The organism is Bacillus sp. FSL K6-6540 (assembly GCF_038007545.1).
In genome coordinates this window covers 4,032,282-4,052,667 of the sequence record NZ_JBBOXH010000001.1, presented here as the reverse complement: position 1 = coordinate 4,052,667, position 20,386 = coordinate 4,032,282, and the positions used below count along the sequence as shown (strand labels likewise).

The 20,386-nt window shown below is 46.3% G+C and carries 21 protein-coding genes; 16 read left to right on the top strand and 5 right to left on the bottom strand.

The window, feature by feature from the left end:
* Nucleotides 1-153: 153 nt before the first annotated feature.
* From MHH82_RS17755 to phaZ, 6 genes are all read left to right on the top strand, one after another.
* Nucleotides 154-1,074, top strand: coding sequence for an MBL fold metallo-hydrolase (locus MHH82_RS17755; RefSeq protein ID WP_397359564.1), 921 nt, complete (start codon nucleotides 154-156; stop codon nucleotides 1,072-1,074).
* A gap of 231 nt (nucleotides 1,075-1,305) precedes the next feature.
* Nucleotides 1,306-2,004 (top strand): response regulator transcription factor, encoded by a 699-nt coding sequence (locus MHH82_RS17750; protein WP_036660745.1) that lies wholly within the window; start codon nucleotides 1,306-1,308, stop codon nucleotides 2,002-2,004.
* Nucleotides 2,005-2,007: 3 nt separating this feature from the next.
* Entirely contained in the window at nucleotides 2,008-2,946 is a 939-nt protein-coding gene (locus MHH82_RS17745; RefSeq protein WP_036660744.1) for a sensor histidine kinase, read from the top strand.
* A gap of 171 nt (nucleotides 2,947-3,117) precedes the next feature.
* On the top strand, nucleotides 3,118-4,032 hold the full coding sequence (locus MHH82_RS17740) for an ABC transporter ATP-binding protein (RefSeq protein ID WP_145038272.1): 915 nt from the start codon (nucleotides 3,118-3,120) through the stop codon (nucleotides 4,030-4,032).
* A gap of 7 nt (nucleotides 4,033-4,039) precedes the next feature.
* Nucleotides 4,040-4,738: an ABC transporter permease gene (locus tag MHH82_RS17735; protein ID WP_340967074.1), complete on the top strand. Its 699-nt coding sequence runs from the start codon at nucleotides 4,040-4,042 to the stop codon at nucleotides 4,736-4,738.
* A gap of 17 nt (nucleotides 4,739-4,755) precedes the next feature.
* Nucleotides 4,756-5,634 carry an intracellular short-chain-length polyhydroxyalkanoate depolymerase gene (gene phaZ, locus MHH82_RS17730; RefSeq protein ID WP_340967071.1) on the top strand — a complete coding sequence of 293 codons (879 nt, stop codon included), beginning with the start codon at nucleotides 4,756-4,758 and terminating at the stop codon, nucleotides 5,632-5,634.
* 168 nt (nucleotides 5,635-5,802) lie between these two features.
* Here phaZ and blaOXA read toward each other — a convergent pair whose 3' ends face one another.
* On the bottom strand, nucleotides 5,803-6,612 hold the full coding sequence (gene blaOXA, locus MHH82_RS17725; protein ID WP_036660740.1) for a class D beta-lactamase: 810 nt from the start codon (nucleotides 6,610-6,612) through the stop codon (nucleotides 5,803-5,805).
* Nucleotides 6,613-6,791: 179 nt separating this feature from the next.
* Here blaOXA and MHH82_RS17720 point away from each other — a divergent pair, with 179 nt between their 5' ends.
* Together MHH82_RS17720 and MHH82_RS17715 are read left to right on the top strand one after the other, a co-directional pair.
* Nucleotides 6,792-8,156 (top strand): aminotransferase-like domain-containing protein, encoded by a 1,365-nt coding sequence (locus MHH82_RS17720; protein WP_340967068.1) that lies wholly within the window; start codon nucleotides 6,792-6,794, stop codon nucleotides 8,154-8,156.
* 114 nt (nucleotides 8,157-8,270) lie between these two features.
* Nucleotides 8,271-8,666: a VOC family protein gene (locus MHH82_RS17715; protein ID WP_015735700.1), complete on the top strand. Its 396-nt coding sequence runs from the start codon at nucleotides 8,271-8,273 to the stop codon at nucleotides 8,664-8,666.
* Nucleotides 8,667-8,809: 143 nt separating this feature from the next.
* Here the strand turns inward: MHH82_RS17715 and MHH82_RS17710 are convergent, their stop codons facing one another.
* A complete protein-coding gene (locus tag MHH82_RS17710) occupies nucleotides 8,810-9,712 on the bottom strand; it encodes a LysR family transcriptional regulator (RefSeq protein ID WP_340967066.1) in 903 nt (300 codons plus the stop codon).
* A 197-nt stretch (nucleotides 9,713-9,909) separates the two neighbouring features.
* On the opposite strand from MHH82_RS17710, the gene MHH82_RS17705 reads away from it, so the two are divergent.
* Entirely contained in the window at nucleotides 9,910-10,377 is a 468-nt protein-coding gene (locus MHH82_RS17705) for a DinB family protein (RefSeq protein WP_251496478.1), read from the top strand.
* Between the two features lie 93 nt (nucleotides 10,378-10,470).
* Nucleotides 10,471-10,875: a nuclear transport factor 2 family protein gene (locus tag MHH82_RS17700; RefSeq protein WP_340967064.1), complete on the top strand. Its 405-nt coding sequence runs from the start codon at nucleotides 10,471-10,473 to the stop codon at nucleotides 10,873-10,875.
* 103 nt (nucleotides 10,876-10,978) lie between these two features.
* On the opposite strand, the gene MHH82_RS17695 is transcribed toward MHH82_RS17700, so the two are convergent.
* Nucleotides 10,979-12,328, bottom strand: a complete 1,350-nt coding sequence (locus MHH82_RS17695) for a glycoside hydrolase family 64 protein (RefSeq protein ID WP_340967061.1) — start codon at nucleotides 12,326-12,328, stop codon at nucleotides 10,979-10,981.
* Nucleotides 12,329-12,633: 305 nt separating this feature from the next.
* Complete coding sequence (locus tag MHH82_RS17690; protein ID WP_340967059.1) at nucleotides 12,634-13,377, bottom strand: EcsC family protein; 744 nt, start codon at nucleotides 13,375-13,377, stop codon at nucleotides 12,634-12,636.
* 313 nt (nucleotides 13,378-13,690) lie between these two features.
* On the opposite strand from MHH82_RS17690, the gene MHH82_RS17685 reads away from it, so the two are divergent.
* A complete protein-coding gene (locus MHH82_RS17685) occupies nucleotides 13,691-14,314 on the top strand; it encodes a flavin reductase family protein (RefSeq protein ID WP_015735694.1) in 624 nt (207 codons plus the stop codon).
* 172 nt (nucleotides 14,315-14,486) lie between these two features.
* Here the strand turns inward: MHH82_RS17685 and MHH82_RS17680 are convergent, their stop codons facing one another.
* Nucleotides 14,487-15,449 (bottom strand): helix-turn-helix transcriptional regulator, encoded by a 963-nt coding sequence (locus tag MHH82_RS17680; protein ID WP_340967057.1) that lies wholly within the window; start codon nucleotides 15,447-15,449, stop codon nucleotides 14,487-14,489.
* 109 nt (nucleotides 15,450-15,558) lie between these two features.
* On the opposite strand from MHH82_RS17680, the gene MHH82_RS17675 reads away from it, so the two are divergent.
* From MHH82_RS17675 to MHH82_RS17655, 5 genes are all read left to right on the top strand, one after another.
* The gene (locus tag MHH82_RS17675) at nucleotides 15,559-16,038 is read left to right on the top strand and encodes a GyrI-like domain-containing protein (protein ID WP_015735692.1); all 480 of its coding nucleotides are present in this window, start codon (nucleotides 15,559-15,561) and stop codon (nucleotides 16,036-16,038) included.
* A 23-nt stretch (nucleotides 16,039-16,061) separates the two neighbouring features.
* Nucleotides 16,062-16,526 carry a hypothetical protein gene (locus tag MHH82_RS17670; protein ID WP_009592531.1) on the top strand — a complete coding sequence of 155 codons (465 nt, stop codon included), beginning with the start codon at nucleotides 16,062-16,064 and terminating at the stop codon, nucleotides 16,524-16,526.
* 223 nt (nucleotides 16,527-16,749) lie between these two features.
* Nucleotides 16,750-19,365: a phosphoenolpyruvate synthase gene (gene ppsA / locus MHH82_RS17665; RefSeq protein WP_145038292.1), complete on the top strand. Its 2,616-nt coding sequence runs from the start codon at nucleotides 16,750-16,752 to the stop codon at nucleotides 19,363-19,365.
* 200 nt (nucleotides 19,366-19,565) lie between these two features.
* Nucleotides 19,566-19,844 (top strand): ArsR/SmtB family transcription factor, encoded by a 279-nt coding sequence (locus tag MHH82_RS17660; RefSeq protein WP_036661013.1) that lies wholly within the window; start codon nucleotides 19,566-19,568, stop codon nucleotides 19,842-19,844.
* Between the two features lie 37 nt (nucleotides 19,845-19,881).
* Complete coding sequence (locus tag MHH82_RS17655; protein WP_036660724.1) at nucleotides 19,882-20,265, top strand: VOC family protein; 384 nt, start codon at nucleotides 19,882-19,884, stop codon at nucleotides 20,263-20,265.
* Nucleotides 20,266-20,386: the final 121 nt, after the last annotated feature.

Sequence of the window (20,386 nt, the reverse complement as noted above, 5' to 3'; positions counted from 1 at the left end):
CTATCCATTTCATTGTTTCTGAGATATTATCCGCCATTCGGCCAAAGAGTATCTAGGGAAAAACGAAACGAATTTCGCAAACTCCCGAATTTCGACCGTAATCATTTTGTGAATCCAATCCATACCTCCATGAGGATGGGAGCAACGGACTTCATGTCACTATTACGAGATTACATGAAACGGAATCCCAATCGGAAGCCGACTTCTCCATTACCGATAAAGCGAGTAGATCCCGCAAGTATACAACAACAAGCGCTAACACGTGTAACGTGGTTTGGGCATTCTGCATTCATGCTGGAAATCGAGGGGAAAACGCTGCTGTTCGACCCTATGTTAGGAACGTCTCCATCCCCAATCCCTGTTTTTGGGAATCAACGTTATAGCAGGGATATTCCTATTGATCTGGACAAGCTTCCTCCCATTGATGCCGTCGTTTTGTCACATGATCATTATGATCATCTGGATTTTAGCTCCATTCAGAAGCTTAAGGAGAAGGCTAAGCATTTTTATGTGCCGCTTGGCCTTGGTGGTCACTTGGAGCGCTGGGGGATTTCGAAATCGAGCATTACCGAACATAATTGGTGGGATGCATCCGGGTTAGACGGTCTACAACTCATCTGCACGCCAGCGAGACACTTTTCAGGGCGAAGCCTGTTTGACCGCGATTCGACCTTATGGTCGTCTTGGGTCATTATCAGCAACAAGAGTCGAGTGTATTTCAGCGGGGATAGCGGGTATGGTCCACATTTTCATGAGATCGGAGAAAAATACGGCCCATTTGATGTGACGCTCATGGAATGTGGTCAATACGACAAACGTTGGGCGAATATTCATATGATGCCTGAAGAGACGGTGCAGGCTCATCTGGATGTGAAAGGGCAATGGTTGATTCCGATCCATTGGGCAGGGTTTACGTTGGCCTTGCATGACTGGAATGAACCGATCGAACGTGTTACTACGGCTGCTAAACAAAAACAAGTGCACATACTCACTCCTCAAATTGGGGAATCGGTAGTAATAGCTCCATCGGCATATTCTACGGAGCCTGATCATGCTGTCGTTTGGTGGAAATAACAAAAACAGCGGCAGTTTCGTCAACATACATGCATTATAAATCCGCGGAATACGCGGATTTTTTTGTTTCACCCATGAAGCCGCACCCGATTGCTGCGAAAGGGATTTTTCTGTAATTGCTTAATTCCTATTGATCACTAGATTATGCCAAATTGTGTTAAAATCGAAAAAACTACTGTTTCGGATCGGAACCGTAGAATGGATCAGAGCATGCACAGGAGGACATAGGATATGCAAAAACGCATTCTGCTCGTTGAAGACGACAACGACATCAATCAGTTGATTGAAAGCCAGCTGAAACAGGATCATTATAGCGTTGATTCGGCACGCGACGGCGAGGAAGCACTCGCGCTTTTTCAAAAAGAGAAGTTCGATCTGATCTTGCTCGATTTGATGCTCCCCAAGGTAAACGGAATGGAGCTGCTCAAACATATCCGAGAGACCAGCAAAGTTCCTGTTCTGATTATTTCTGCGAAAGGCAGCGACCTCGACAAGGCCATGGGCCTTGGGTTTGGCGCGGATGATTATATCAGCAAGCCTTTCTCCATGATCGAATTAACAGCCAGGGTTCAAGCTGCCATTCGGAGGGCAACGGTATACGCGGAAACGGAAAGCAAACCTGCAGACCCTCCCGTCATTACGTTTAAGGATCTCGTCCTGGACTTGCATTCGTTCTCCGTAAAAGTCAAAGGAAAAAGCGTGCCGCTCACCGCGAAGGAATTCCATATTTTGAAGCTGCTCCTAACCCATCACAGCAGGGTATTCACCAAGGAACAAATCTATCAGCTCATTTGGGAAGAAGATTATTACGGGAATGAGAACGTGATTAATGTACATATCCGGAGACTCCGGGAAAAAATGGAAGAGGATCCGTCAGCTCCGCAATACATTCGGACGATTTGGGGAATCGGATATAAAATGGGGGATTAGCACATGGTCCATCTTTTATCCGTCATCATTGCCCTATTGGTTGCAATCATCGGATGGCTATTTGTTTCCAAGAAGAAACGAAATCAAAGCATCCTGGAGATAGCGAATAAAATCTCCGATATTCTGGACCAGGACACAGCCGAGAAAGTGTTGGTGCCCACTGGCGACGATGCCGTCAGGCGGCTGCTCACACAGATTAACCGTTTGCTGGATAACAAACAGAAGGTATTTGCGGATTATGCCAGAACGAAGGACAGCCAAAAGAAAATGATCTCAAACATGTCTCATGATTTGAAGACGCCGCTGACGGTCATTCTCGGCTACACGGAAAAACTGAATCAGAAGAATATGTTGACCGCGCAAGACGAGGAGCAAGTCATTCAACGGTTGAATGAAAAAGTAAACAGTCTGATCGCCTTGCTTAATCAATTCTTCGACCTTGTCAAAATCGAGTCTGAGGATTATGATATCCCGCTAAGCAAAATATCATTGAGCGAGGTTTGCCGGAACAGCGTTCTTGAGTTTTACGACCTGCTGGTTTCCAGAAATCTTCGGGTTGAGATCGACATTCCGGAGCTGCCCTTTTATTTCCTTGGCAACAAGGATGCGCTGCATCGAATATTGAGCAATCTCATATCGAATTCCATCCGCTATGGAAGCGACGGAGGCGTGTTCGGGCTGACGGTTCGGGAAGAAGGAGAATACGTGGCCGTAGACGTGTGGGACCGGGGGAAAGGGATCGCAGAGATTCATCAGGATCGCGTATTTGAAAGACTTTATACCCTGGACGATGCCCGGAATCCGCAATTTCAAGGAAGCGGGCTGGGACTCAGTATCTCTAAACGCCTAACGGAAGAAATGAACGGACGGATCAGTCTAAGCAGCTCGGAGGCTGACAAAAAGACCATTTTCACATGCAAATTTAAGCAATTAACCTACTAATCTTGATCCATGAGATGTTGTCCTCTTGTTCAACGTCTCTTTTTTATTTCAGCCGCACGTTTCGATTGATTCTTAAGAAACATGTAAGGAACGGGAAAGGAATAAGTCCATTTTCAGGTCTATGATAAAGATAACAAAGGAAATCAAATTGTAAACACGGTGGTGGTCTTCGTGAATTACGTCATTCAAACTTCGGATCTGAGCAAAACCGTAAAAGGGATGTCCATTGTATCGAGTGTTAATCTCAATGTGAGAAAGGGCGAGATTTATGGCTTGCTGGGTCCAAACGGCGCGGGTAAAACAACCATCATGAAAATGCTGACGGGGCTCATTCTTCCGACCTCCGGCGCGATCATGCTGTTTGGCAAGAATTTTTCAGAAACCTCCAAAGAAGGCCTCAAGCGGGTCGGGAGCATCATTGAATACCCGATATTTTTCGAGCACATGACGGCCATTGAGAATCTCCAAATTCATTGCGAATACTTGGGCTATTATGATAAGAGAGCTATACGTCAAGCCCTGGACCTGGTCCAATTGGAAGGAATCGAAGATAAAAAAGTGAAGGATTTCTCGCTCGGCATGAAGCAGCGTCTTGGCATCGCCAGGGCCGCCATCACCAAGCCGGAATTGATCGTGCTGGATGAACCCACGAACGGACTGGATCCGATCGGCATTAAAAACATGAGGGATTTGATCCGAACACTGAACCAGGAATATGGGATTACATTTGTCTTGTCCAGCCATATCTTAGGGGAAATTGAGCAGGTAGCCGATAGGATCGGCGTCATTCAACGCGGTCAATTGGTCGACGAAGTCACGTTGTCCGACATTCGAAAGCAGCGTACCGATTATATTGAACTTATGACCTCGAATGTGCAGAAAGCCGCCTTTCTACTTGAGCATGAGCTTCGTATATCCAATATCAAAATCGTGCAGGATCAGCGAATCCGAGTCTATGATAAGGACGTATCGACCAGTCAAATTACCAAACTGCTGATTGCGCATGAGATTGAAATCGAGGAGATCCAAAAATATAACAGTACATTGGAAGACTATTTCTATCATCAAATTCAGGGAAAGGAGTGAATCCGATATGTTGAAATTAATCGAGCTGGAATGGAAGAAGCTGGATCGTAAGAAAGTGATCGGTGAAGCGATTACGTACTGGATCATTCTTATGTTCTTGCCGGTATTTTTTCTCAAGGTCGTTTTTGCCGAAATGCCGATGATTCGTTTTGGAGAAAGTTATGCTGCCGCTCTGGAACTGATGATACCCATTCAGATGGGGTTTATATTGTTCGGAGCGTCCCTGATCAATCATGTATTCATTGAAGAATATAAGAATAAGACGATGGCTCTTTCAATTGGATATCCGCTCAGCCGAAAAAGGCTCGTGATGGCCAAGGTGCTGTTCATTGTGTTGGCGGTTTTCTTCGGTACGCTGGTGTCCTTCGTACTTGGCGGTGTTGCAACTTATGCGCTCAACCAAGTGATGGATGTCATCCCGGGAACGCCGACGGCAGCTGACCTGGCGAATTATGCGATCCGAATGACCTTACACTCCATCGTTGTCGCGCTTGCCTCATTGATTCCGCTATTTTGGTTCGGAATATGGAAAAGGGCGGTCATCCCTACGGTCATTTGCGCCGTCTTCCTGATGCAGTTCCCTAATTTTCTCGGTTTGCTGCGGATTACGCTGCATCCTGACTTTTTATATGCCATTTTCACCGTATTGGGTGTGGCAAGCGTCATTTTATCGGTTAAATTCGTGAATAAACTAGGGGATTTGTAAAGAGGGGATGTGGCATCATGAAACTTGAAGTGAAAACTGCTTTGTTACCTAATGGAGAAACGCTGATTTATAGAGAAAGAACAGGTACGGAACCCTGCATGCTGTTGATTCACGGGAATATGGCTTCTTCGGAGCTGTGGGAACCCTTGTTGACGCATGCCGATATGACCCAACGCTTCATCGCTGTAGACTTGCGCGGTTACGGCGAGTCCAGCTATCAGAATCCCATTGGTGACATGAAAGACTTTTCCGCGGACCTGCATCAATTCGTAGAACAGCTTGGTCTTCGCCATGTTATGGTTATGGGCTGGTCGAATGGTGGAGGCATCGCCATGCAGTTTGCGGCAGATTATCCAGATCGCGTACGAAAGTTGATTCTGCTTGCCTCCATCTCGACTAGAGGATATGCAGCCGTGAATTCCGATGGCGATCGTCTGAAGACTAAAGAGGAAATAGTCAAGGACCCAGGACTTGCCATGACGTTTCAAGCAAATCAGAGGCAGGACCGGGCTTACTTTGCTCAGGCGATGGACTACCTTTTGTTTCATGAACGTGAGTCTGATGCTGCCACCCGTGGGAAGTACATCGATGCCTGCATGAAGCAGCGAAACATGGTGGATGCTGCCGATGCCGCAAACCGATTCAATATCAGTTCCGTATCCAACGGACTCGCGGATGGAACAGGAGAGTTGGAGCGTATTCAATGTCCGGTCCTCGTCATTTGGGGCGTTAAGGATTTGATTACCACGCAGCAGATGACGGAAGAAATCAAAGAAGACTTTGCAAGTCATGGAAAGCCAGTTCAGTATGTAGCCTTGGATGCAGGACACTCCCCGCTAATCGATGATTTACATGGATTGGCCGCTGCCGTCCAAGCATTCATTGCTCAGCCATAGAAGGCTGAGCAATGATCTTGCTCGAAATCTTAAAACAAATACAGGGTCCTGACGATCTATTCGTCAGGACCCTGTTACCATATTATGTCCGGTGGCATGAATCTCCAATCTTTATTCTGTATCTCTAAAGTTGTAAGGTAATCAATCAGATGGGACGCAAATTCTTTATTAATTATTCAAGATCTTCATCTTCTCCAATGTTGTCAGCGTTAATTGCTTCGCGAATGTACCGCTGCCGGCTGCATTCGTTGCGAACACCCAGGTCTCTTTCTCCGTTTCGACATATCCGACATACCAGCCAAGCCCCATATCGGACAGCCTCGAACCGGTTTTTCCATGAATCGTATATTCATTCTGTTCATCGTCGATCATCATCCGCTTGACCGTTTTCATCGTTTTCTTCTGAAAGGGCAAATTCTCTTCAACGAGCTTTTCGATAAATTCCGCTTGTTCTACGGCAGAGATCTTCAAACTGCTGTTCAGCCAGAATGTATCGATGCCTCCGGTTATGTCGCGGTTACCATAATGGATTCGATTCACGTATTTCTGCATCAGCTCTTGGCCGATATCGCGAGCCATCGCCTGGTAATACCAAATCGCTGATTCCCTCATAGCCGAAGCGAGTGAGTGATCCCGGTTCCAAACCGGAAACTCTCTTACGATACCGTCCCATCTTTTGACTTCGTATTCGTCAGCAACAGCCTTGACTTCCAAACCGATGAGGGCATTTGCCACTTTAAAGCTGGATTCCGGAGTAAACCGCTGTTTACTCCTTTCAGAATTGAATGTGTATACTTGATCGGTCTTCAAATTCTTGAGGACCAGTGTCGCGTGGGACTTCCGGAAGGTTTGTTCCAGCTCAAGTCCATGGGAGCTTGGCTTTGCATCGGCACTTGACGAGTATGCGAACAAGCAAACGAGTGCAAGGAATATAAAGATAAAAGCGGATAGGCGGTTTTTCTTATTCATCTGTAACATGGCTGCATCACTCCTAGAACATCTTATTTCGGGAATGGTCTCGATGGCCATCGAACAGAACAAATTCCCCATATCAAATGCATTTTGATACTATTAGTCTATGGTTACAGGTGCTGCAAGTAAATCTGATTATTTAACGTTTGTACCTATACAGATTGAGGAGAGGAAGAGGAGGCCATATGATCTATGCCGAGGTCATGAAGAGCATCGAACAGCAAATCGATAATGGAGAGTTGAAACCCGGGAAGAGGCTGCCATCCATACGGGCGTTAGCCAAGCAGTTCGACTGCAGTGTGAATACCATCATCAAAGCATACTCAGAATTGGAAAAAAAACACAAAATCTATTCCGTCTCGAAAAGCGGTTACTATGTTGTAGAGCGGGTGCCTTCCGGACATTCAGGTTCAGCTAACACGGGAGTCATAGATTTTCTCTCAGCTGGCCCCGACAAGAATGCCATGCCTTACCGGGACTTTCAGCACTGCATCAATCAAGCGATTGATGTATATAAAGAGGAGATGTTTACCTATTCGGAGATCCAGGGGCTGCCTTCGTTAAGAGAGGAACTGACCCGGCATCTGCGAGAACTGCAAGTGTTTACGGTTCCTGACCGAATCTGCGTGGTATCCGGGTCACAGCAAGCGATTCATCTATTGATTTCGCTTCCCTTTCCTAATGGCAAAAAAAATATCTGCGTAGAACAGCCTACTCATGTCAGTATGATCGAGTCGATCAAGGTTCAGCAGGCCACGACTTACGGAATCGAAATAACGGAGAGAGGAATCGACATGGAACGGCTGGAGCATCTGTTCAAATGCAACGACATTAAATGTTTCTACACCGTGACCAGGTTTCATAACCCGACAGGATGCAGCTATTCCAATAAGGAACGACGAAAAATCGTGGAGCTGGCCCAAAAATACGACGTTTACATTATCGAGGACGATTATCTAGGCGATCTCGATCCTGACAAGAACCAGGATCCGATGTTTGCTTACGATCCATCCGGAAGGGTCATATATATCAAAAGCTTTTCCAAAGTAATGCTGCCCGGCTTAAGATTGGGGCTTGCTGTTATTCCGGACTTCCTGCGTGAATCATTCCTTAGCGCCAAATTCGCTACCGATCTCCATACCCCGGTCCTTATGCAAGGGGCTTTGGAAATTTACTTGAAGAGCGGCATGTTCAAGGCTCATATCCAGCGCATGAGATCCATCTACAGCAGGAAAGCGGCCTTATTGCAAAAGGCTTATCAAGAGAAGCTGCCGTCAAGCGCCGCATATTCGGTTTCTCAATCGGGATTCTATTCAACGATCCGGTTACCTGGTCTGCTTAAGGCCGGGATGTTGATTGAGGATTTGAAGAAGGAAAACGTATACGTAGACGATGCCCGAAAAATGTATCTTCCCGAGTTTGCCCAGGATTCGGTGATTCGCTTAAGCGTATCGCAGGTAGTGGAGGAGCACATTGAAATCGGAGTCCAAACCATAGCTCGCGTTATAAAAGAGCAACTTAACAAAATGCCGCAAGTGAAATTTATATGATATGAAGAAACAATGAGATATTCATAGGAATGACATAGCAAATAAAAAGAAATATCAATTCCTTAATTCTATTATGATGAATATGCGTTGATTTGAGTGTGAAGGGGTGTAGGTATGAGGTCTTTAGGGTCGTTGAATGTTGATGTAATTACATTGTTTGTGGAGGATTTGCACAATGTGAAGGTGTTCTATCAAGAAGTTTTTGGTTTTTCCGCTGTTTATGAGGACGATGTTTCTGCGGTGTTCAATTTCGGAAATATGAGCATTAACCTCCTGAATATCTCCGAAGCCCACGGTCTGATCCATCCTGGAACCGTCGCGATCCGAGAATCCGGATCTCGGTTCCAGTTTACTATCCGGTTGGATGATGTAGATGCAGTATGCAGCGAATTGAAAACACGCGGCGTTACCCTGCTTAACGGTCCAATGGATCGGCCGTGGGGTGTCCGAACCGCTGCCTTCACAGATCCGGCAGGGCATGTGTGGGAGATTGCGCAGCAAATCATTTGAAAAAGTTAGTGATTGCATGTTTAATTTTGGGGCAGCATTTGACACAAAAATGCTGCATTTATTCGATAAGAAAAGCCTGAGTTATCAGGCTTTTTGATATCTTATCCAGCATGTGAACAACTGAACACGGAAAGATCCCAGATCTATGAAGACTTCGAATGACGGATTGCCGTCTCGATGTATGCCCTCAAATTTTTGATGAATGTGCGCATGGCATATCCCATAAATCTGTCGCTGCGGTAGATCAGACAAATGTCTTGAGAAGGCGTAGGATTCCTTAGATGCACGACTTTGATCTCTGTATTGCGAAGATTATCCAGTAGAAGTCGCGGCAGAACGCACGCGCCAACTCCGCTCTGTACCATCTGGAGGAGGGAGGATAATGTTGTTGTCACCATATGCGGCTGCACTGCAAAGCCGTTGTCCATGCAGAAGCGGTCGATCAGCTTGCGGCATTGATGATCGGGTGGAAACATGACCATATTCATGGAGCGCAGCCTGTTCAACGGGATGAAGTTCTCCCCTGCAAGAGGATCGTTCCTATGTACAGCCAATGAGAATTCCTCGTGAAACAGGGGAATTGACGTAAGACGTTCATCGTTAACGGGTCCGATGGTTACGCCGATATCGATGCTTCGGTCCAGAACCTGTTCCGTGACCTTCATGGTTTCCAGAAGGGACAGCGAGATGGTGGGATAGGTCTGATGGAAATCCAGCAGCAAGGCATTAAACATGAGATCCGCGTCACCGGGCAAGACGCCGATCGATAGCGATCCACCTTGCATCTGCTTCAGATCGGCAATGGCATCGCCCGCTTGCTGCAGATGCCCGAACACGGCGGCGGCATGTTCATGAAGAATCGCTCCAGCGTCCGTAAGAACAATGGTTTTTCCCAAGCGATCAAACAACAGAACCCCTAATTCTTCTTCCAATCTCCTGATCTGCTGGCTTACGTTGGGAGCACTGACTCCCATTTTTTCGGCTGCTCTCGAGAAGTGAAGCTCTTCGCATATAGCCATAAAATACTGCAGTTGTTTTAACTCCATCCTGCACACCTGCTTTCCCTTGCATCATGGAATGGATGTTTCACGATTATTGTGGCGTTATCTTCCTGATCTGTCAATTCATTATCGTTAACTTATACTTAACGTTCCGGTAATGTCCACTGCATTGATGTAACGTTCCGTGCGACCTATACTGGGGAGCATAACAAACGTTTATTATGACAAAGGAGGAAATGAACATGTCCGAAGCGATAATCAATACGGCGAAGATTGGACGTCAAGTGGTGCTGCAGCAGGTGCAGGCTATACCGGAGGAGCAGTTCGACATACAAACTGCAGGATTTAACAACACCATCCGTTGGAATGTCGGCCATATCATTTATTGGATGGATACGTATGCTACCCTGAGCTTTGGTTCCCCATCAGACATACCGGACTCGTTTGCTTTACTGTTTAACTCCGGAACCAAGCCCTCGGAATGGAAGGTGGCTCCTCCATCGAAAAAAGAGCTGGTCGAGATGTTAACAGCTCAGCTTTCACGCCTATCTGGGCTGAATTCGGATATGCTGGACGAGAAGCTTTCAACTCCGTATGTCATGGGACCGTTCCAATTCAGTACGGCTGGGGACCTGTTCAACTTCGCGCTGCTTCACGAAGCCATTCACCTCGGAACGATATCAAGCCAGCTAAAGGTTCAGACACGCTAATCAAAGCTTGGAAAGCGTAAACAAAGGCGAATGATCGACAGCTTCATAAATGGAGCTATCATTTTAACGATTAACCATAAGGAGGAAGCCTACTTGCAAAAATCCGTAGACTCCGTATCAACCCGAACAACTGAAAGTTTTGAAGCTTTTAAGCAGGCTTTAGAAACAGGGCATACAGCGGATTTTCTTGATAAGGTTACAGATGGTTTTCATTTCTTTGTTCCGCTCCCGCTAGATGGGTGGGATCACAAGCAGCAAGGCAAAGCGCGGTTCGAGGAGCTGGTCAGGTTCGAGCGTTCCGTATTTCAGATGCAGCTGATTCCACTCGTCTTGATTGAGAATGCGGACCACGGGATGGTGGTATTTCGCTCAGAAGGTTTGTTGAATGGCCGGTCTTATAGTAATGAGCTTGCCATCGTCTTCGAGTTCGAGGGAGAGCGGATTGCCTCCTTCCGCGAATATGTAGGTATGCCGTTAAAAAACTATGAGGCCCCCTAAAACGCATGAAAAGCCGCCAAAATCGCGGCTTTTTTGCACTAAAGATGATAGATAAAGCGAGTAGGCAATTTGCAATCTCAGTCAGTCAGGTATCATGGGAGATTTACCAACCGATGCGGATGATCAGGCCCTTTGGGTCGCCAACTTCAAGGTAAGCGGCCTGGCCGTTGACATCGTCATACGGAAAACCGTAGGCCAAGCGGTTAATGCTGTGGTCGTGCCAGAATTTTGCGTAATAATTGGCCGGGGCGGCTTGATAGTAATTCGAAACGTTATTCCAGTCGTTGGCCGTGTAAACATGACGTTGAATGGCGGCACAAGTTGCCGCATCCGTTAAAGCGCCGTCGCACCGGAAAATATCCTGGGTGCTGTACGGAGCGTACCCGGCGAAATAGTTGGCATTCGCGCCACCCTGGGCAAACGAACCGTGAATCGGCGCAACAATGCGATACGGTGCTTGAATCGTGGCCAACGATTTGAAGGCGGCAGGAACTTCCGACTGGAATTTGGCGAAGATTCCGTTTCGGGTTTCGGATTCCAGCTCGCCTACAGTCTGGTCGAAGGAACCGGATTTATTGACCAGTCGATGCTGAAGGGGGAAACCGAATCCATCGACGCGTGTCGTATTGCCGTGGTAGCCGGCGGCGTCAATCGTGAATTCAACGAAATCAAAATAAATATCGCGGTTCGGGTCGGTCGGATTGTTCAGATCGGGGCCGGCGAATCCATCGTTAAAGGTCTTCAAGTACAGAGGAGTGCCAACACTAAGGAACATTCGGCCCGATGTGATCTGGGGCAATGTGACCCAAGAAGCATCGCTTACCTTATGATAAATGTTGGCGTAGTTGATGCCGTTCTTGGTTAAATGGCCTGGCGCATCATTCAAGGCGCTGGAGATCGGGATCAGATTCCCGTTAAGGTCCAAATAGCTCCACTGGTTGTTGACGGGATTGATGCCGAGAACGCCCCAGTATATTTGCTGGTCGGTATAAGCGCCATGGGTCCCGTTCATGATCTTGACCGAGACGGCACCGTTTGACGGCATGGGGATAGTTGATGGAAGAATGTCATATATGGAGCCGGAAGAAGAGGGAGGCGGCGTGGAACCGGCAGTGTAAGAGAATACACCCGTGTCGTAGGCAGGGATCCCGTTATTGTAAGTAAACGAATAAGTAATCACTTGGCCGGCGGCAATGCCTGAGATGGCCTGCTCATATCGGGATTTTCCGGCATGGTAAGACATTCTGACATTTTGCTGTTCACCGCCGTTCACTCGATAATGGACATCGACCCAGCTAGTGTTGACGGCGGATTTGAACCATACGGTGGCTGCGCTGCCGGATAATTCAACGCCCTGTGTATAGTCCGCAGCTTCGGCTCTCGCACCGAAAACGGACCAACAGGTCAGCAGCAGCGACAGAACCAGCAGGTAACGCATTCCCTTCTGCATCATCAAAATTCCTCCTTTGAACTTGGGATTAAAACAACTTCGCATTCGGGACTGAAACGGCATCCCTCCTTTATTTTGGCCTGATAGTTGGCTGACTGTAAGAGTCAATCCATGCGATGACAAAAAGATTATAATTCCGTTTACCAAAATTTAGTAGTAGCGGAATTTCGGGATGGGGTTCGCCATTTCGGAAATGGAAATATGCGCGTGGTAATGACAATGGAATCACACCAAAAAGCAGCTTATCCTATGGATGAGCTGCTTTTTGGGTATGCATCGTTCATGTTTCTTAGATGTATAGGATAGGGCTAACCCAATCCCTCGAAATCGTGCAATCTGCGCAGGCGGTAAGCGTTCATGGCGAATTGGCGCAGCTCCTCAAGTATGGTGTAATTTGCCCATGCGCCTGCAAAAGCGCCGATCCCGGGCACCATCTGCAGCATTTTCCGGAAATCCATGGCGTCTCGATACTCGACCTGAAAGGTTTCCCAGTCCATATTCCGGGCATATTCGGTATCGGAGCGCCATTGTTCCTTTTCAATATGCCAACGCTTGACGGAATCGAGCAGCCTGGCACGGTTTTCGGGCCCCGAAAACGTCATTTGAAATACCTTGAGGATGAATACCCGCTCGGAGAAGTGTTTGGTGTCATAACCGTAAACATGCGCCAGCTCGAACAAAAATTTCATTTTGATCGCGATTAAAGCCGGAAAGTCTACCATGCTGAACATGATGCCTCCGGCTCCGGTACCCGCTCCTTCGGCAACCGCGATTTTTTGGTACAGAGCAAACAACGCTTTCGCTTCTTGATCGGCAGCTTCCAGTTCCAGAGAACGCTGGACCGGCCGGCTAGGCGTATATTCTGCTCCGAACAGTGCCGTACGCACGATCGATCGTATGGTGGTCGTTATGATGGTGTGCACCTTCGGGGGAATCCAATGATTAATCCGGCTGCCGATGGTTTTCGAAGTTTTTTCCAGCCAGCCCGGCGGTTTGAACATCTGGTGTTCCCAGTCGGCGATCTCCCTCTGTACTTTATGCTCGTAATTCATGATCAATCGCTCCTCTAAACGTCTTCGCTATATTGTAACGAATATCTCCGTGGTTCGGAACAGACCGCGGCAGGTAGCGAACCTCGACTAAAGTCCAGTATCGTAATTACATTAAGAGTGCAAGTTCTGTTTGCACTTTCTTATAACTTATAAATGGTTGTTAAAGCGGTTTTTAAGTCAGAAGTTTTGCAGTCGTATCTGCGGTGTATCCATAATTTCAGTATCTTGTGCTCTTACTCGATATTCCCCAGAAAGTCCGGAAATTTGTGATACATTACCCTAGAAGCTTATTATCGAGGAGAGTGAATCTGTTATGCATAAAGTAATTGAACCCAAAATCCTTTACTTCGGGACTTCGGTTGTGTTAATCAGCACAATGAACGAAGATGGCACGCCCAACCTGTCTCCGATGTCGTCAGCCTGGTGGCTCAACCAATCGTGTATGCTGGGCATGAGCAGAAAATCGAAGACGGTTCAAAATTTGATCCGCGAACGGGAGTGCGTACTTAGTCTTCCGTCGGTTGACTTGATTCCTGCTGTGGATCGGCTGACGCTGTTGACGGGGAGCAACCCAGTCCCTGATTCTAAAGCACAGAGGGGCTACAGGCATGAGGCGGATAAATTCGGAGTCGCTGGCTTAACACCACTTCCATCCCTAATCGTTCAGGCTCCGCGCGTCAAAGAATGCCCTGTGCAGCTGGAAGCCAAACTTGTGAAGCTCCATGCATTTGAAGAACCAAGCTCGCTGGTTGCCATCGAAGTTCGAATTGAAAAAATCCATATTGAAGAAGAACTTCTTGTGACTGGTAACCCCAATTATATCGATCCTGCGAAATGGAATCCGATGATTATGAATTTTTGCGAATATTTCGGTCTGAGCGAGCAATTGTCTGCATCAAAATTGGCTCCGGTATTCGGCCCGGATCCCGTAAAATAGCCTGATTTCAAAAAAGATACGTTGATCATGCGTGTACAGGTGCGTTACTCGCAGCTTGGAGCTTTTCGTTCTCGATGAACCATAAGCTAGTACCTGCTTGGGGATTTGTTGCTGATTACGATGAGGGACCACGGGAAGGCTATCACTGAATTAATCGTTTCGCTGGCGGTGTTTATGGGCAGTACAAGCTGAATCTTTCTTTCAAACCTTCTACGACTTGTTCGGGTATCTCCCTAACCTTGATATCCCCACCTAGAAATAGCAGCCAATTTGTGATTTCGGTCAATTCTTCCACCTTGTTCACATCGATAAAAGCCTTAAGAACGGCTGTGGTTTGGTAAGGATTCGTATATGCAATGGAAAACTTTACAGGATGGTACTTTTTGAACTGGGCTATCGCCTTTGGACCAAGATCAAGGACAAGGTTGATGAACTCTTCCTGCTTACTCAGCTGCTCTAAGATCTTTTTCTTGCCAACTCTTTTTTTTGTATGGAATCGTTCTATGTCAGAGAGATTGTCGACAGGAATAATCCGTCTCTTTTCTTCCGCTAAGTCAAAGCCTTCAATTAACCATAAGCTTTTTTCACGATAAAGGTGCAGGAGATAAATGGGATAAGATTTTATTTCCTTCTCTTCCTGGATGGAAACCAATAAATAGTTGTCCAGCAGAAGGAGCTGGATGAGTTTTTCTAACATCGGATGGGGCAGGTCGGACAGATCAAGCAAGTCGGGATTATGAGGATTGGTTCCTTCAAACAGCAATATTTGATTTAGTAGAACAAGATCGTCTTGTTGGTTCTCCGAGATGAGGCCGAGTAATTTTTCAGCCAAAGAATGGCGACTCTTTAGATAAGGGAGCTGTTGATTTCGAGTGGCCATAAAGGCGATAAACAAAGCTTTGATTTCAGTGTCGGTAAAGCGGACCGTGGGCAGGACGGAGTTGTTCATGACAAAATACCCCCCATCCCTCCCAACTTCAGCGACAAGCGGCATCCCCATGGTTTCGATTTCTCGAATATCTCGAATCGCCGTCGAGCGAGAAATGTTAAATTCGCGCATTATTTCGGAAATGGTAAAGTGGGCGCGGTTGTTGATATACCGCATGATGGTATTAATCCGCTCAACTTTTTTCATCGGACTCTCCTAAACAGTATCATTTTTTGACATGATTTAAGGTTATTATAAACCTATCAAGTGAAAAGACAAATCATTTGAAAAAAATTAAAAAAGGAAGGTTTTGAATATGGAGAATTATACGCTTGAGGAAAAAGACAGCTTTATCGTATTAGGTATTGGAACCGAACTTAAAAGCGATTACACGGATTATGCCGGCATCAACAAGGAAAAAACGGAATTTTGGGAGTCGGTGAAGCAAGATGGAAGGCTTGATACCTTAAAGGCCATAGCTGCGAATGATTACATTTTTGCCGTAAACGAGGCGGTCAATAACAAGATGATGTATTATGCCGGCGTCATGACGGAGGAGTCGTTACCAGAAGCCACTAGAGTTATTCAATTCCCTAAAGGGGAATACCTCGTTGTAAAAGGGGAAGGGAAAACGGCGGATGAGCTGAGCAATAAACTTACCGGCATTGCCTTTGGTCAAGTATTGCCGTCAGCCAAGGATTTTGCCTATGTCGGCGGGCCGAATGCTACGGTGGAGATGGAAGAGCGGGACGGCTTCGTAAGTGGCGAATTGTGGATTCCCGTCGTAAGGAAATAAATAAGATCAAAGGAGAAAGCGGCATGGCTTATATCGTTGATTTTAAAAATGTATCTACGGTTGGTTTGGAGTCTTCGCCCGCAGCGGAAGCGCTGGCTGGTTTACGAGCGAATGAGGCGCGTTACTTCATGAACAAATATAAGCATGAATTTACGGTTGTACCAGCCGGCGATAGCCAGGAGACTTTGGATTATGTGAACCGAATATTGAAAGAAGAACGAGATCTTGAGTTTGCGGCCAAACCTTTGGAGACGTCGCGTTTTCAAGTGGAAAATATCCAGTGGGCTTTCGTCTTTTATGAGGATGGCCTCGCGGTCAATGTCATGTATACGGTTGATGATCCGAAGAAGCGGGCTGTCGGTTTTAAGCTTTCGGAGGGGATGGAGGTACCGCAGGAGTTGGAAGGGAAGTTTAAGTTTGCAAGGCAGAAGTCCAAATTAGCCGGAACCATTCGGGGCTCGTTCTTTGTAATTAAAAAGGAATACTAAGCGGTGAGCAGTCAAATAAATAACGAAAACCCAAAAAAGAACCTGAATCCTCTGATTTCAGGTTCTTTATTATTGCAATTACATAGACACGATGATACAATCTGAATGCGATACAATCAGGTTTAAGGGTATAAATATGTCATCTTACAATTTAATTGTACCACGCTAAAAATACCCTTGTCAAATGTTTTTTTCTCAAATTAATGGTTAGGAGAGATGTTGAATGCGTTCTTTGGTTCTCGATTTTCAAGACATGGAACAAAACCAGCTGTTGCTCGTTGGCGGAAAAGGAATGAATCTAGGAGAATTAGCAAAAATCGAAGGAATACACGTACCGGAAGGATTTTGTGTTACAACCGCGGGATATCAAAAAGCCATCGAACAAAACGAAACCTATCATGATTTGCTGGGACAGCTAGCCATGCTAAAAGCAGAGGATCGGGAACGAATTGGTGAAGTCAGCAGGAAGATCAGGCAAATCATTATGGACGCAGAGATTCCTGCCGACGTCGTGAAAGCCGTAACTCATTATCTCTCTCGGTATGGCGAGGAACATGCTTATGCCGTGCGTTCCAGTGCGACAGCTGAAGATTTACCTCATGCCTCCTTTGCCGGTCAACAGGACACCTATTTAAATATCATCGGGACAGAGGCCGTCTTGCAGCATATCAGTAAATGCTGGGCATCCCTATTCACGGATCGCGCCGTGATCTACCGGATGCAAAATGGATTTGACCACAGTCAAGTTTATTTATCCGTGATCGTTCAAAGGATGGTTTTCCCGCAGGCTTCAGGGATACTATTCACGGCAGACCCGATGACATCCAATCGAAAGCTGCTCTCCATCGATGCCAGCTTTGGACTTGGAGAAGCGCTGGTCTCCGGTTTGGTATCTGCCGATTGCTACAAAGTACAGGATGAGGTCATCGTCGATAAGCGGATAGCCGCCAAAACATTGGCGATCTATGGACGACGGGAGGGCGGAACGGAGACCCAGTCGATTGCCCCCGATCAGCAAAAGATCCAAACCCTTACCGAACAACAAATTTTACGGCTGGCACGCATCGGAAGACAGATTGAAGCTTTTTTCGGCCGGCCGCAAGATATCGAATGGTGCCTGGCCGATGACGTGTTTTATATCGTTCAGAGCCGGCCGATCACGACGTTATACCCGATTCCTGAAGCGAGTGACCAAGAAAATCGCGTCTATATTTCTGTTGGTCATCAACAAATGATGACGGATCCCATGAAACCGCTGGGATTGTCTTTTTTCCTGCTAACGACTCCTGCACCCATGCGCAAAGCTGGCGGAAGATTGTTTGTTGATGTCACACATCATCTGGCATCGCCTAACAGCAGAGAATTTTTATTAAATAGCATGGAACAACACGATCCGCTCATGAAAGACGCACTTATGACCATCATTGATCGAGGAGATTTTATAAAATCGTTACCCGATGATAAAAAAGAAGCGAGTCCCGTTAAAAGCAGTAATGCTATGCCGCCTGCCGGTGCTCCCCCACAATTCGAAAACGAGCCGACAATCGTTAATGATCTGATTCAACGAAGTCAAACATCGATCGAAGAGTTAAAACATAACATCGAGACGAAATCTGGGACGGATTTATTTGATTTCATTGTGGAAGATATCCAGCAATTGAAGAAGATTCTGTTCGACCCGCAAAGTTCGGCTGTCTTTATGGCTGCCATGAATGCTTCATCATGGATCAATGAAAAAATGAACGAGTGGCTAGGTGAAAAAAACGCAGCAGACACGCTTTCTCAGTCTGTACCCCATAATATTACTTCGGAAATGGGTCTGGCGCTGCTCGATGTCGCAGATGCGATTCGTCCTTATCCGGAAGTCATTGATTATTTGCAGCAAGTCAAACACGATGACTTTTTGGATGAGCTGGTTACGTTTGATGGCGGGCGTGAAGCCCGAGACGCGATCCGTGATTTTCTCAACAAATACGGGATGCGATGTGCCGGAGAAATCGATATCACTAGAACACGTTGGAGCGAAAAACCCACAACGCTCATCCCGTTGATTATGGGTAACATCAAAAACTTTGAGCCTAATGCCAGCCATCGAAAGTTTGAGCAAGGACGACAGGAAGCGCTGAACAAAGAACAAGAACTACTGGAACGATTAAGCCGATTACCGGATGGTGAACAAAAAGCCGCAGAAACCAAACGAATGATCGACCTTATCCGGAATTTCATTGGTTATCGGGAGTATCCGAAATACGGCATGGTTAATCGCTACTTCGTCTATAAGCAGGCTTTACTGAAAGAAGCCGAACAACTCGTAGAAGCAGGCGTTTTTCATGACAGAGAAGATATATATTATCTCTCTTTTGAAGAACTTCACGAGGTCGCACGCACAAATAAACTGGATTACCGAATGATCAACAAACGAAAATACGAGTACAAATTATATAAAAAACTGACTCCTCCGCGTGTGATCACATCGGATGGCGAAATCATTGTTGGTGAGTACAAACGGGAAAATATTCCTGCTGAAGCCATTGTAGGGCTGCCAGTTTCTTCGGGCGTTATAGAGGGAAGAGCACGTGTCATCTTAAACATGGAAGACGCTGATCTGGAGGAAGGAGACATCTTAATCACTGCCTTTACGGACCCTAGCTGGACGCCATTGTTTGTATCCATTAAAGGATTGATCACCGAAGTGGGCGGACTGATGACCCACGGAGCCGTTATTGCGCGTGAATATGGATTGCCTGCCGTAGTCGGCGTCGAGAATGCAACCAAAAGGATCAAGGATGGGCAGCGCATTCGCGTGAATGGAACAGAGGGGTATGTGGAAATATTATAATAAATACCAACATGAAGCTGCGATTTTCGCGGCTTTTTCAATTATTGAACAACATCTAGGAAGCAGATGCCTTCCATGGATACAAATCGGCTGGGGTGATCAGCGGACTTAGGAAGCTTATTATACGTTACGGTTTATTCACGCAACTCTAAGGTTGCTTATTGTTGACAAGCAACCCTAGGGTTGCTTATAATCGGACTATGAAGTGGGACAAAGACGCAATATTCAAAGCACTTGGCGATCCAACTCGGCGGCTTATGTTAGACGAATTATCCGAACGCAATGAGCTGACGTTGTATGAACTTACGGTACGTCTCATCATGAAGCACAACCTTTCCATTTCACGGCAAGCGATAGCTAAACATCTTGCTGCATTGGAAGATGCCGGACTCGTCATAACCAAGCGTAAGGGGAAATATCGAGTCATTATCTTTAACAACGAACCACTGAAGAATTTGCTGAAAGGATGGATAGAGTAATTTTTAATTTTATAATGCTGGAGGAGGCCATAAAATCATGAAAATCATTGTAACCAGTATATTCGTGCAGGATCAAGACAGGGCGCTGGAGTTTTATTCAGAGAAGCTCGGATTTGTTAAAAAGGAGGATGTTCCTGTCGGAGAATTCAGGTGGATAACGCTTGTTTCGCCCGATGTTCAAGACGGTACCGAGCTTTTGCTCGAACCGAACGAGCATCCTGCCGCAAAGGAGTATCAAAAGAAGATCTTTGCCGAAGGCATCCCGGCAACCATGTTTGGCGTTGAAGATATTCGCAAAGAGTACGAGCGGTTAAGGGAAAAAGGCGTGAAGTTTACGATGGAACCGACAAAAATGGGCGAACTCACAATAGCTGTCTTTGACGATACCTGCGGGAACCTTATTCAGATCGTGCAGAAGTAATTTACGGATTTGTTAGATAACCCTGACTCTTATGAATCATGTAGGACAACAAGTAAATGAAGACGATAAAAGCCGCATCGTATGCGGCTTTTATTTATATGCATGCAAATTGCTGCCGTGC

Bases quoted from the DNA above. Each gene is read 5' to 3' on its own strand.
- phaZ (WP_340967071.1), top strand. From the start codon at position 4,756: ATGAAACTTGAAGTGAAAACTGCTTTGTTACCTAATGGAGAAACGCTG.
- MHH82_RS17710 (WP_340967066.1), bottom strand. From the start codon at position 9,712: ATGGAGTTAAAACAACTGCAGTATTTTATGGCTATATGCGAAGAGCTT.
- MHH82_RS17750 (WP_036660745.1), top strand. From the start codon at position 1,306: ATGCAAAAACGCATTCTGCTCGTTGAAGACGACAACGACATCAATCAG.
- MHH82_RS17690 (WP_340967059.1), bottom strand. From the start codon at position 13,377: ATGAATTACGAGCATAAAGTACAGAGGGAGATCGCCGACTGGGAACAC.
- MHH82_RS17755 (WP_397359564.1), top strand. From the start codon at position 154: ATGTCACTATTACGAGATTACATGAAACGGAATCCCAATCGGAAGCCG.
- MHH82_RS17655 (WP_036660724.1), top strand. From the start codon at position 19,882: ATGAAAATCATTGTAACCAGTATATTCGTGCAGGATCAAGACAGGGCG.
- MHH82_RS17685 (WP_015735694.1), top strand. From the start codon at position 13,691: ATGCATAAAGTAATTGAACCCAAAATCCTTTACTTCGGGACTTCGGTT.
- MHH82_RS17735 (WP_340967074.1), top strand. From the start codon at position 4,040: ATGTTGAAATTAATCGAGCTGGAATGGAAGAAGCTGGATCGTAAGAAA.
- MHH82_RS17660 (WP_036661013.1), top strand. From the start codon at position 19,566: ATGAAGTGGGACAAAGACGCAATATTCAAAGCACTTGGCGATCCAACT.
- ppsA (WP_145038292.1), top strand. From the start codon at position 16,750: ATGCGTTCTTTGGTTCTCGATTTTCAAGACATGGAACAAAACCAGCTG.
- blaOXA (WP_036660740.1), bottom strand. From the start codon at position 6,612: ATGTTACAGATGAATAAGAAAAACCGCCTATCCGCTTTTATCTTTATA.
- MHH82_RS17670 (WP_009592531.1), top strand. From the start codon at position 16,062: ATGGCTTATATCGTTGATTTTAAAAATGTATCTACGGTTGGTTTGGAG.
- MHH82_RS17675 (WP_015735692.1), top strand. From the start codon at position 15,559: ATGGAGAATTATACGCTTGAGGAAAAAGACAGCTTTATCGTATTAGGT.
- MHH82_RS17715 (WP_015735700.1), top strand. From the start codon at position 8,271: ATGAGGTCTTTAGGGTCGTTGAATGTTGATGTAATTACATTGTTTGTG.
- MHH82_RS17720 (WP_340967068.1), top strand. From the start codon at position 6,792: ATGATCTATGCCGAGGTCATGAAGAGCATCGAACAGCAAATCGATAAT.
- MHH82_RS17680 (WP_340967057.1), bottom strand. From the start codon at position 15,449: ATGAAAAAAGTTGAGCGGATTAATACCATCATGCGGTATATCAACAAC.
- MHH82_RS17705 (WP_251496478.1), top strand. From the start codon at position 9,910: ATGTCCGAAGCGATAATCAATACGGCGAAGATTGGACGTCAAGTGGTG.
- MHH82_RS17695 (WP_340967061.1), bottom strand. From the start codon at position 12,328: ATGATGCAGAAGGGAATGCGTTACCTGCTGGTTCTGTCGCTGCTGCTG.
- MHH82_RS17745 (WP_036660744.1), top strand. From the start codon at position 2,008: ATGGTCCATCTTTTATCCGTCATCATTGCCCTATTGGTTGCAATCATC.